The organism is Phycisphaeraceae bacterium, assembly GCA_019636555.1.
Lineage (GTDB): Bacteria > Planctomycetota > Phycisphaerae > Phycisphaerales > UBA1924 > JAFEBO01.
Genome location: JAHBXH010000001.1, coordinates 1,426,113 through 1,436,628, shown reverse-complemented (window position 1 = coordinate 1,436,628; position 10,516 = coordinate 1,426,113). Strand labels below are relative to the sequence as shown.

Annotated in this window: 9 protein-coding genes; 6 read left to right on the top strand and 3 right to left on the bottom strand. The window is 62.8% G+C overall.

Going from position 1 to position 10,516, the window contains the following annotated elements; all coding sequences use genetic code 11:
- The first annotated feature begins 61 nt into the window (after positions 1 to 61).
- The gene (gene trpD / locus KF691_05920; GenBank protein MBX3388975.1) at positions 62 to 1,108 is read left to right on the top strand and encodes an anthranilate phosphoribosyltransferase; all 1,047 of its coding nucleotides are present in this window, start codon (positions 62 to 64) and stop codon (positions 1,106 to 1,108) included.
- A gap of 4 nt (positions 1,109 to 1,112) precedes the next feature.
- On the opposite strand, the gene KF691_05915 is transcribed toward trpD, so the two are convergent.
- Together KF691_05915 and KF691_05910 are read right to left on the bottom strand one after the other, a co-directional pair.
- A complete protein-coding gene (locus tag KF691_05915; GenBank protein MBX3388974.1) occupies positions 1,113 to 3,578 on the bottom strand; it encodes a hypothetical protein in 2,466 nt (821 codons plus the stop codon).
- A 71-nt stretch (positions 3,579 to 3,649) separates the two neighbouring features.
- Positions 3,650 to 4,411, bottom strand: a complete 762-nt coding sequence (locus KF691_05910; GenBank protein MBX3388973.1) for a sigma-70 family RNA polymerase sigma factor — start codon at positions 4,409 to 4,411, stop codon at positions 3,650 to 3,652.
- A 231-nt stretch (positions 4,412 to 4,642) separates the two neighbouring features.
- Between KF691_05910 and KF691_05905 the strand changes: the two genes are divergently transcribed.
- The 4 genes from KF691_05905 to KF691_05890 all read left to right on the top strand — a co-directional run bounded on the left by KF691_05905 (position 4,643) and on the right by KF691_05890 (position 8,503).
- Positions 4,643 to 5,641 carry a hypothetical protein gene (locus KF691_05905; protein MBX3388972.1) on the top strand — a complete coding sequence of 333 codons (999 nt, stop codon included), beginning with the start codon at positions 4,643 to 4,645 and terminating at the stop codon, positions 5,639 to 5,641.
- Between the two features lie 197 nt (positions 5,642 to 5,838).
- A complete protein-coding gene (locus tag KF691_05900) occupies positions 5,839 to 6,960 on the top strand; it encodes a rod shape-determining protein (protein MBX3388971.1) in 1,122 nt (373 codons plus the stop codon).
- A gap of 77 nt (positions 6,961 to 7,037) precedes the next feature.
- Complete coding sequence (locus KF691_05895; GenBank protein ID MBX3388970.1) at positions 7,038 to 7,934, top strand: hypothetical protein; 897 nt, start codon at positions 7,038 to 7,040, stop codon at positions 7,932 to 7,934.
- Positions 7,931 to 8,503 (top strand): hypothetical protein, encoded by a 573-nt coding sequence (locus KF691_05890; protein MBX3388969.1) that lies wholly within the window; start codon positions 7,931 to 7,933, stop codon positions 8,501 to 8,503. Before KF691_05895 ends, KF691_05890 begins: the two co-directional genes overlap by 4 nt.
- Here the strand turns inward: KF691_05890 and KF691_05885 are convergent.
- Positions 8,497 to 9,162 (bottom strand): HAD family phosphatase, encoded by a 666-nt coding sequence (locus KF691_05885; protein MBX3388968.1) that lies wholly within the window; start codon positions 9,160 to 9,162, stop codon positions 8,497 to 8,499. The two genes, KF691_05890 and KF691_05885, sit on opposite strands and share 7 nt — an antisense overlap.
- 64 nt (positions 9,163 to 9,226) lie before the next feature.
- On the opposite strand from KF691_05885, the gene KF691_05880 reads away from it, so the two are divergent.
- Positions 9,227 to 10,438 carry a hypothetical protein gene (locus tag KF691_05880; protein ID MBX3388967.1) on the top strand — a complete coding sequence of 404 codons (1,212 nt, stop codon included), beginning with the start codon at positions 9,227 to 9,229 and terminating at the stop codon, positions 10,436 to 10,438.
- The last annotated feature ends 78 nt before the right edge of the window (positions 10,439 to 10,516 follow it).

Below are 10,516 nucleotides of genomic sequence, written 5' to 3'. Positions count from 1 at the left end.
TTCCTGATTGCGGAGACTGGCAATCGAACGCGGGCCTCACGTATTGGCTACCTTGTTGGAGTTGTCTGAATCATCGATTTCAATCCATGCCGCGCTGGCGGACCTGGCGAAGGGACGCGGGCTGTCCGCCCTCGCTTCTGAGGAAGTGTTCGAACAGCTTCTGCTGGGCAATCTGGACGCTGGACAGATCGCGAGCCTTCTCTCGCTGATCGAAGCGAAGGGCGCGAGCGCCGATGAATTGGTGGGTGCGGCCACCTCGATGCGCCGACATGTGACACCGGTCCCATTGAATGAAGAAATTCGAGCACGGGTGATCGACACGTGCGGAACGGGCGGTGCGCCGAAACTGTTTAACGTCTCGACGATCGCCGCCCTCGTTGCCGCGGGCGCGGGCGCCAAAGTGGTGAAGCACGGCAACCGCAGCCGGACCGGTCGTGGCTCAGCTGAGATCATGCAGGCGCTCGGGGTCAACGTCGAGGCTTCGCCAGAAGTTCAGGCAAAGTGCGTTGAGCAGGCCGGGCTCTGCTTTTGCTTTGCGATTCATCACCACCCCGCGACACGCGCTGCGGCTCCGGTGCGAAAGTCTCTCGGCTTCCCCACGATCTTCAATCTGCTGGGGCCACTGACAAACCCGGGCCGAGCGACGAGGCAACTCCTGGGAGTGTCTCGCACCGAGCACGTGCGAATCGTCGCCGAAGCGCTGTCGAGGCTCGGATGCACGCGTGCAATGGTCGTGCACGCGGACGACGGCTTTGATGAGCTCTCGACAACCTCATCGAATCTCGTGGCGCACGTTGAAGGGGAATCGGTGCGGACGGTGACAATTCATCCGGAGCAATTCGGCTTGTCGCGCTCGACGCGCGAAGCGCTCCAGGCCGATTCGCTCGAGGAAGCGGTTGGGATCGCGCGGGACGTGCTGCACGGAAAAGTCGGAGCAAAAGGCGACATGGTGCTACTGAATGCGGGTGCAGCGATGTATGTTTCGGGTGAGGCGAACGATCTGCGCGAGGGAATCGGATTGGCCCGGGCAGCGGTCGACACAGGGAGAGCGCTGGGGCGGCTGGACGCGTTGAGGGCGGCGTCGCACCACGCCGAATCGTCCAATTAGGCACTCATTTCGCGTTCCGCAGCGCCCCGGCGATCGCGTCTCGCGCAGTATTCCTCACGGCGTCGTCGGTGTCCGACGCAGCGATGACATAAGCCACGGGCGCCTTGGCCACATCAGGCTTTCCGCTGGAATCGACCTGCGGGCGGAGCCAGACCACCAGGTCCATACCCTTTTCTCCCGCCCACTGCGCGAGACGATCTCTGAATTCATTCGACGCGACCTCGACTCCGGAGACGGCGACGCGAGCTTCCGCCAGCCGATCGATCGTCTCCTGATCGCCTTCCTTCGCTTCGGGGGTATCGCCGCAGAGTTCAAACCCGCTCTTGCGGAGACCGTTCACAACCGAATCCACGCGGGAGCGGGCTTCGGCCGAGAGCGGCGCGGGGAAGTCGCTCACAAACAGCGCCTTGGCTTCGACGTCGAGAACTGGAGTAGCCTCGACCACGGGGACTGTCTTGCTCCTCTTCGAGCGCTTGGTGGTGACCGCCTTGTCGCCCGCCGACTGCGACGCAAAGCGAATCGTTTCCATCGCCCCGTCGCGGGTTGCAGAGGGAACCGACGCGATCGCCTGGGTGACCTGCGTGCTGGAACTCGAAACGGAACTGCGCGAGTTTGTTCCGCGCACCATCATAAAGATAAAGAACGCGCCGCCGATCGCGATCAGCGTGCTCACGAACGAGCCCGCGCCGGGCTTGTTGGAATAGCGGCCGGCCGCCTTCGACGCCGCCCAGGCGCCGCGCCGCGACTTCATTTTTTCACGCTTGGTCTGGATCCTCGCGCGCGCGGCATCGATCTGCTCGCGGGCGCTGCGGAGATGCGCCGCTCCGCGCGGAGAACGCGCCGCGCCGGCGAGACCCGCTGCGGCGAACGCGCCGTCGACGGCCCGTTCGACTTTCTCGCTGACGTTCCGAACCGTCCCTTCCCAGCCGCCAAACGGCGGACGACTACTTGCTGCCGCGTCCGGAACTTCGGGAACCACGACATGTTCGCCCGTCCACCAATTGAGCAAGCGGATATCCGGACGACCCGCGCGTGCCGGTTTGGCGGCAGGCCCGACGGGCGACGCATACGCCGCGGCAAACGGCGCTGCCGCAGCTGCGGCCCCGGCCATCGCCGGCTCGGGCATTCTCGGCGGCACTTCGAGCGGCTCGCCCCGCATGCTTGGCAGATCGATCGGCTTGAGCGCGAATGCATCGGGCGCGCTTTGCACCACGATCAGGTCGGCGAGCATCTGGGCCGCGGATGTATACCGCTTGTCGTAGTCCGCCATCGCGCGGCGGATGATCCACTTGACAGCCTCCGGGCAGCGGCGCGTGATCTGGCTGAGCACGCCGTGGGCCGGGAAGCTGTTTTCCATCGCGGCAAAGAGCACCGCACCTGCCGCGTACACGTCAAACTTGGCGCCATCTACTTCCTGGACCTTCACGCCACGCAGCGCCAGACGCACGAGTTCCGGATCACGGAAATACTCGGTGCCATGGGTCGTGAGCGTCATCGCGCTGCGGAGCGGAGTGACGAGGCCGAAATCGACAAGGTGTGCGCGCGGCACGCCTCCAAGTTGCTCGACGATGATGTTTTCCGGCTTGACGTCCTTGTGCCACAGGCCGCCCTGGTGGTATTGATCGAGTGTCGAAACAAGATCGGAGACATAACCGAGCGTGCTTCGCAGGTGACGGTCATCGAGCCCCTGCAGGCTGGGATCGCTCTGCGCGTGCATCTGCTGGATGACGACGTTGAACGTCTGCCCGGGCACATAGCGCATCACGTAATAGAACTTGGCGGGGCTCAACTCGTGATCGAGCACCAGGCCGAGCTTCTTCGCGGCCTCAAGGGCCCGCGATTCACGCACGATGTTGGGAAGGTTGGAGCCGTCTTCGACCGGGAAGTTCTTGATGACCACCTGATCCACATTCCGGAATCCGGCACGCTCGAACGAAGCGCGCTTGATCGGGTCAGGCTCGGCGATATAGAGCTTGGAGCCGGAACCGCCCGTCGGCAGCGACCCGACGATCTTGTATCCCTCGAATTGTCCGGCGCGCCCGCGCGACGGCTTGTCGGAAGTCGGCGCCTGAGCGACCGCCTGCGGAAAACGCTGCTCGATTCCTTCAACGAGCCCGCCCAAACCGAGCAGGCGCGCCGGATGGCCGAGGCAGACGCGATACAGACAAGCGCCCGCGATTGCGAGTTCACCCTTGACCGAGTTCGCGAAATGGGCAGATGCCGACCAGCGTCCGATGATGATGTTGAGCACCACCAGCGGCGCGAACAGGATCATCGCGAGAATCGCGCCGACCGTGCGGACGATGTCCGAAAGCATGCCGACGACAAAGTGGAAGATCCGCGCGATGATCCAGGCAAGACCTTTGAAGATCGGAACGATCAGGTGGGTGATGAGAAGCACCGCGATCGCGACCGCGAGGATCACTCCGACGATGCCGAGAATTCCGATTCCGATTCCGCTTGCGCTCATCGTGCACCTCGAGAGACCGGATGGGAGGGAAATCCTCCCTTCCCCCAACCCCCTCCCTCGGGGAGGGGGCTTTAGAACCCGACGGTCTGGGCCCTTCGGAGCTCCATCTGCCGGTGATAAATCTCGGCAATGGAATCATCGAAGAGCGCGTCGTCTTCCGGCCCAGGAGTTATCTTGGGATTCAGGTCCAGCCCGTTTCGGTGGGCCTCGGTCAATTCCTCCTGTGTGAACGAATAGGTCATGATGACCTCACCCAGTCGGCGCCGGAGCACATCCCGGACCTTGGCTAACCGGCGGCTGACCGTGGGTTCACTGATCCCCAGTGCCTCGGCGACTTCCTTGCCCGGCTTGCACTCGAGCACACGCATGGAATAAATCGCAAAGTCGGTGAAATCGCTCTCTTTTTGAACCATTCGGATCGCGGCTTCGACCTTGGCGCGAAAGACCGCGGTCTCGTAGACCTCGTCGGCGCCGAGCGCCGATCGCGCCGCGGCCATCCACGATTCGTCGAATTCGCCGGTCTTTTTGCCGCTGCCGCGTTTGAGTGCGCCGCGCCGGTCCATCTCGTCTCCCAGGACGTGCTTGGCGATGGCGAGCAGCCAGGTCGAGAACCGAGCACCCTTGCGAGGGTCGTAGCGGTCGATGGAGTCGGAGAGTGCCGCGAGGGTTTCCTGTGACAAATCCTTGACGGTTTCCGGGCCGATCCGGCCCTTGCCCCACTTCATGAGCTGGGCGCGGATAACGGGGCCGAAAGTCTCCCACAACTCGAACCACGCGGCCTGGTCGTTGGCGCGCAGGCGATTCACGAAGCTGGTTGTAAGGGAATTCAGCATCGGAAATAGCCTCTCGGGGCAAGAACAGGCTCGCGGCGTATCGGTGTATTTTATCAGGCGATTCGGCAAAATCGCTGGGGATTCCCGTGAAGTTGGAAATCTCAACAAAGCGTGAAATCCGCGCGAATCACTTCCCAATGAGTTGTTGCGGGACCTAGTCCCGTCCGGCCTGCAGGGGAAAACACAGGCCGGGGCACCAAACCCCACACCCCACTCAAGGGAGGCTCGGCCATGTGCTTCGTCAAAGGACTTGTTCGCTACGGTTTGATCGCCGGTCTTGTTGCCGGGGCCGGCCTCGTGATCGCTGGTCCGGATCGCGCTCTCGCGCTCGTCACCCAGACCCGTGACTCGATCAACTGCCAGATTGATAAGCATGTGAAGGACCCCGTGGCCCTTCGTGCCCAGCTTCGCAAGCTCGAAGCGCAGTACCCCGCCCGCATCGCGGATGTCCGGGGCGATCTCGCGGAGCTTCGCACCCAGATCAGCCAGCTCAATCGCGATCACGATGTGAATCAGCGGGCGATGGAACTCGCCTCGGCCGATCTCACTTCGCTCAAGGGCATGCTCGCCAAGGCCGAGTCGCTTCGTTCGACCACGAACGGCATGCTCACTTCCGGTAATGATTCGAGTGCCCCGGTTTTCGCCGTGCGATTCGCGGGTGAGACGCTGGGCATCGATCAGGCTTATGCAAAAGTGAACACCGTCGAGCAGCATGCCGCGGCATTCGGCCAGCGTGTCTCCGACATCGACCGCGATCTCGGCTATCTCTCGCAGCAGGAAGGCCGCCTTTCCACGCTGCTCGACCAGCTCGAGACCGAGCAGTCGCAGTTCCAGAGCCAGCTCTGGCAGCTCGATCGCCAGGTTGATGCCATCGCCCGCAACGACCGCATGATCGACATGATGTCGAAGCGTCAGGCGACGATCGACAAGCACAGCCGCTACCGGGCCGAGAGCCTCGATCAGGTGAACGCCCGCGTGTCGGACATCCGCGCCCGTCAGGAAGCGCAGCTCGAAGCGCTCTCCCGGACGACCACGGAAAACGGATATGAAAACCGCGCCCGGATCGACCTCGATGCCCGAGCCGGCGCGGTCAGGTTCACTGCTCCCGTGAAGGCCAAGCCCTCGGTGATCGAGGTCAAGCCCGAGGATGTGAAGACGCCGCCCGCGTCCAGCGGCAACTCCGCAAACTCCGGCGCCAGCCCCTCAAGCTTCGCCCTGAACGGCCACTGAGCCCGCCGGACGAATCTCAGCGCCGGAAACACCCTTTGCCCCCCGCCTCGTGCGGGGGGCATTGCTTTGGGTCCATGGGCTTGGCAAAGGGTCGAATCGGGTGGCGACAACGCGCGACGAGTGCCGATAATATGTGCTAGATTACGAGCCCCCAGAGAGGTCCAGAACACGGTCGAACAGGGGGGGGCCGGGGCAGGATGCACCGGCTGCTACGTGCTCTTCCTGCCACCTACCACAACGGTCATTTTCACGCCGGAGGCGAAGTTCAGGTGCCAATCTTTGATCGACTACTCGGCCTCTTCAGCGTGGACATGGGCATTGACCTTGGCACGTGCAACACACTCGTTGCGGTGCGCGGTCAGGGAATCGTGTTGAACGAGCCGAGCGTTGTCGCCGTCATTAAGGGAACAAATAAGCTCCTGCGCGGCGACGCTGTCGGCTGGCGCGCCAAGGAAATGCTCGGCAAGACGCCCGGGGGCATCACGGCCGTGCGCCCGCTGAAGGATGGCGTGATCAGCGACTTTGAAATCACCGAGGCGATGCTCGGCTACTTCATCAAAAAGGTGAACGGCAAGAGCAAAATCTTCGGGCCGCGCGTCGTCATCTCGATTCCTTCGGGAATCACCGAAGTCGAGAAGCAAGCCGTGCTTCAGTCGGCGGAGAACGCGGGGGCGCGGCGCATCTTCCTCATCGAAGAACCGCTCGCCGCGGCGATCGGCGCCGGGCTTCCGTTCACGGAAGCGACCGGCACGATGATCGTGGATATCGGAGGCGGCACGACCGAGGTCGCCATCCTCTCGCTGGGCGGGCTCACGACGTGCGAATCCGTGCGCGTCGCCGGCGACGACATGGACGAAGCGATCATCAACCACATGAAGCGCACCTACAACATGATGATCGGTGAGCAGACCGCGGAGCGGATCAAGATCGAGATCGGCAGCGCCTCGCCAACGGGCCCGGAATCGACGATGGAGGTGCGCGGACGCGACATGATCAGCGGCCTGCCGCGCAAGACTGTCGTGACCACCGAAGAAATCCGCGAATCGCTGCAGGAGCCGGTGACGGCGATTATCGAAGCGGTAACGCGAACCCTCGAGAAGGCCGAGCCGGAACTCGCGGCGGACCTCGTCGACAACGGAATCACCATGGCGGGAGGTGGTTCGCTCTTGCGCGGCCTGCCACAGGTCGTTCAGAAAGCGACCGGCCTTGACACCAGGCTTGCGGAAGATCCCCTGACGTGCGTAGCTCGTGGCACGGCCGTGTTCCTCGAACACATGGACGAATGGAAGGACGCGCTCGAAGACAACATGGCGCGATGAGGCGACTGTGTTGGGAATGAACTCGGACGCCGAAACGGAATTCGGCGCAGCACCACTCGGAGATCTTGACAGGGAGAATGTCGAGGCTGCCGCAACAAACCGGGCCGGGTCGCCTGTTGTTTCCGGGCGTGGTGGTCTTTCTGATCGTAATGAGTCTGTCGCCGTTGAAGTGGGTCCGGTGGGTCGAGCCGTTTGGAAACATCACGACCGCCGTGCTTACGCCGGGCAGCGCCGTCGTCTCGATCGGTTCACGCTGGTTGTTGCCCAAGCGCAAACAGGAAGGCCAGACCGATCTTGAGAAGACTCTTCTCGAAGAAGTCGAGCACTACAAGACGCTCTACCTGCGAGGGAAGCAGCAGACCGAAAAGCTCCAGCGCCAGATCGAAGAATTGCAGCGCGGCCAGGCGATCTACACAGAACTCCCGGTTCGCCAGATGCTCGTGCCGGTCGTGGGAACCTCATCCGATCTTTCGAGCGGGCTTCTTCGGATTCGCGGGGGCGAATCACTGGGAATCACCTCGGAAAACACGGTCGCCGTCGCTGGCGGCTTGCAGATCGTCGGCCGGCTGTCGGATGTGACCGGAGCGACCTCGCTCGTGCAGCCGATCACAAGCAAGGCGGCCGGAAAGATCGCGGGGAAGCTGATGGTGGATGAGCCCAACGGGGTCGGCTTGTTGTGCCTGCTCGAACCGCTGGGTGACGGACGGCTGCGCGGCCAGGTCGAATCGCCCGCATCCGGGGCTCAGGCGCCCGCGCCCGAGGCAGGGCAAACCGTTCGGCTGTCCGACGATCGGTGGCCGGCGAGTTCGCAGATGTTCATTCTCGGCAAGGTCGAGAGCGTGGAACAGGATCCGGCGAGCCCGCTACGAACGGTGATCACCGTGGTACCCACCGTCAATATCGAGCGTTTGAGCGAAGTCACGCTTCGCATCACGGATTTGTCGGCGCCTTTGACGACGGGAGGGAAGCGATGAATCCGATTGCCGTTTTCGTCGCCGGATATGTCGCCTTCTCCCTCGAACTCGGGCTTCGAAACGCTCTCGCGATCGGAACCGGCGGCGCGGCGCCGAGCTTCGTGTTCGTGCTGTGCATGATTCTGGCGATCGGGTCGCCACCGGGCCAGGTTCTTTGGACATCGCTCATTTTTGGGCTGATCACCGATCTGACCTGGCCCCACGAGATGAAGGGCGGCGCCGACACCGTCATCGTGGTCGGTCCGTACGCGCTCGGATACCTGATCGCGGGACAGTTTGTGCTTCTGCTTCGCTCGCAGATGATCAAGCGCAATCCGTTGTCGCTCGCGTTCCTGTGTCTGGTTGGATTCGCCGTGGCGCAGATCGTCGTTGTCGCGCTCTACACGTTTCGGTCGGGTTACACCCCGCAAATCGTGTGGGAGCCGACGCATCAGTTGATTTCACGGCTGTTCGGCGCGCTCTACACCGGCGCGCTCGGGCTCCTGGTCGGTCTGGCGGCGGGGCCCATTTCCGCGGCGCTTGGCCTGCACCAACCCGCGCAGCGCCGGTATTCTCGGCCGATTTATTGAACGGATTCCATGACGCGGGAGAGTGAGAGTTCGCTCGTCGATTCCGCGAAGTCGGCGATCTCCTTTGGAAATGCGCTCCGCGGCAACGAATGCCCCACCGCGATCACACGCATCCCGGCGGCAAGAGCCGCGCGAGAACCGGTCGGCGTGTCTTCGAGAGCGACGCATCGGGACGGATGTTCGCCCGCGGCTGATGCGGCCTTCAGATACCCCTCCGGGTTGGGCTTGCTGTGTTTCACCTCATCCGCGCTGACGATCGCACGAAACGAATGGGCGATGTCGAGTGATCGCAGCACCATTTCGATTTCGGGCCGGATCGCACCGGAGCAAACGAACATGGGAATGGCGGCGGTCGCAGCAGCGTAGATCAGCTCAAGCGTCCCGGGAAACGCTTTCGCCTCGCCCCGCTCGATCATCTCGTGCACCAACCGCTTCTTTTGGGTGAAGAACGCGGAATGCTCGGCGGGAGACGGCGTTTTGCTGTTGAGCGCGAAGAGCACGGGCAGGCAATCGCGATCGGCAAGCCCAATCAACCGAGTCATGTACTGTTCGTGCGTGAACGACATGCCGCGCTCGGTGGCGCAGCGGAGCAGCGCGGCCTCGTGAAGCGGCTCGGTATCCACGATCACGCCATCGAAGTCGAAAATGATCGCGGGCAAGCGAGCTCCTTCCTCAGGAGTGTAGAAGGGGGATCGGTTCGCGCCGTCGCTACACTGTGCCGCGATGACGCCAGCGATTCTCTTTGATGATGGTGGTGGCAGGCTTGCGCCGCTGACGGACCTGCGCGCGAGTTTCGATGTGCGCACCGGCGCGCTCTCAACGCTCGACCGGATGAAACTCGCGCTCGATCTCGAGGTGATTGCGCTTCGAACGCCGGAGTTTCTTGCGGCCCTGACGCGCGAACGCCATCCCGCAGCGACGGTGAATTCGTGGCCGGGGAATGGTTCCGGCCCGATTCTTTTGATCAACGGCCGTTGCCCGATCAGTTACGAGCCGATCGCGAATCTCGAAGTCGGCCAATCGGTGATCGAAGAAAGCTCGGGGGACGTGGTCGCGGCGATGATTTCCGCCGAAGCCGCTCGAGGATTCATGCAATCGGGGCGGATCGAAGCGAGTCCGGCCGCGAAGCTGCCGGGAATCGCCCTGCTGAGCCGCCCGTGGCACGTCCGCACGTTCCGCGATGACTGCATTGCCAGCGATCTTGAATTGCTCGGCGATGCGGAGCCGCCCGAAGTGCCGCCGGGAGTCACGGTCTTCGGCGAACACGGGCTGACGGTCGATCCGAGCGCGAAGATCTATCCGGGCGTGATCATCGATCTCGAGCACGGGCCGGTCGCTGTCGGTCAGCATGTGACGATCAGACCCGGCGCGACGCTGATCGGGCCTTGCGCTTTCCTCCCTCACTGCACGGTGCTGGACAAGGCGCTCATCAAGGGAAATACCGCAATCGGGCCGCACTGCAAAGTGGCGGGCGAGGTCGGCGGCACGATTTTTCAGGGGTACAGCAACAAGGGACACGACGGGCATCTCGGCGATTCCTACATCGGAGAGTGGGTCAATCTCGGCGCCGGAACCACGAACAGCAATTTGCTGAACACCTACGGCGAGGTAATCTGTGCCGCAGCGCCAGGTATGAGCAACGAGAAGACAGGGCAGCAGTTTCTCGGCGCGATCATCGGCGACCATGTAAAGACGGCGATCTGCACACGCATCATGACGGGCGCCGTGCTGCACTCGGGCAGCATGTTCGCGCAGACCGCTGCGGTCGCGGGTTGCATCACCGGCTTTGTGTGGTCGACCGATACCGGAAGACGACCGTTCCGATTTGAGAAGTTTCTGGAAGTTGCGAGAGCGGCGATGAAGCGAAGAAAACTGGAACCGAGTGATGCGATGATTGAGCGGCTCCGGGATTTGCATGAGCAGGCAACCCGATGACCAGCACGCAACCCATCGTTCGACAGGAGAACCCCAAGGCGTATGTCGTGATTCGCCTGTTGCTGGATCGCTCTGGAC

Bases quoted from the DNA above. Each gene is read 5' to 3' on its own strand.
- KF691_05915 (MBX3388974.1), bottom strand. From the start codon at position 3,578: ATGAGCGCAAGCGGAATCGGAATCGGAATTCTCGGCATCGTCGGAGTG.
- KF691_05910 (MBX3388973.1), bottom strand. From the start codon at position 4,411: ATGCTGAATTCCCTTACAACCAGCTTCGTGAATCGCCTGCGCGCCAAC.
- KF691_05905 (MBX3388972.1), top strand. From the start codon at position 4,643: ATGTGCTTCGTCAAAGGACTTGTTCGCTACGGTTTGATCGCCGGTCTT.
- KF691_05900 (MBX3388971.1), top strand. From the start codon at position 5,839: ATGCACCGGCTGCTACGTGCTCTTCCTGCCACCTACCACAACGGTCAT.
- KF691_05895 (MBX3388970.1), top strand. From the start codon at position 7,038: ATGTCGAGGCTGCCGCAACAAACCGGGCCGGGTCGCCTGTTGTTTCCG.
- KF691_05890 (MBX3388969.1), top strand. From the start codon at position 7,931: ATGAATCCGATTGCCGTTTTCGTCGCCGGATATGTCGCCTTCTCCCTC.
- KF691_05880 (MBX3388967.1), top strand. From the start codon at position 9,227: ATGACGCCAGCGATTCTCTTTGATGATGGTGGTGGCAGGCTTGCGCCG.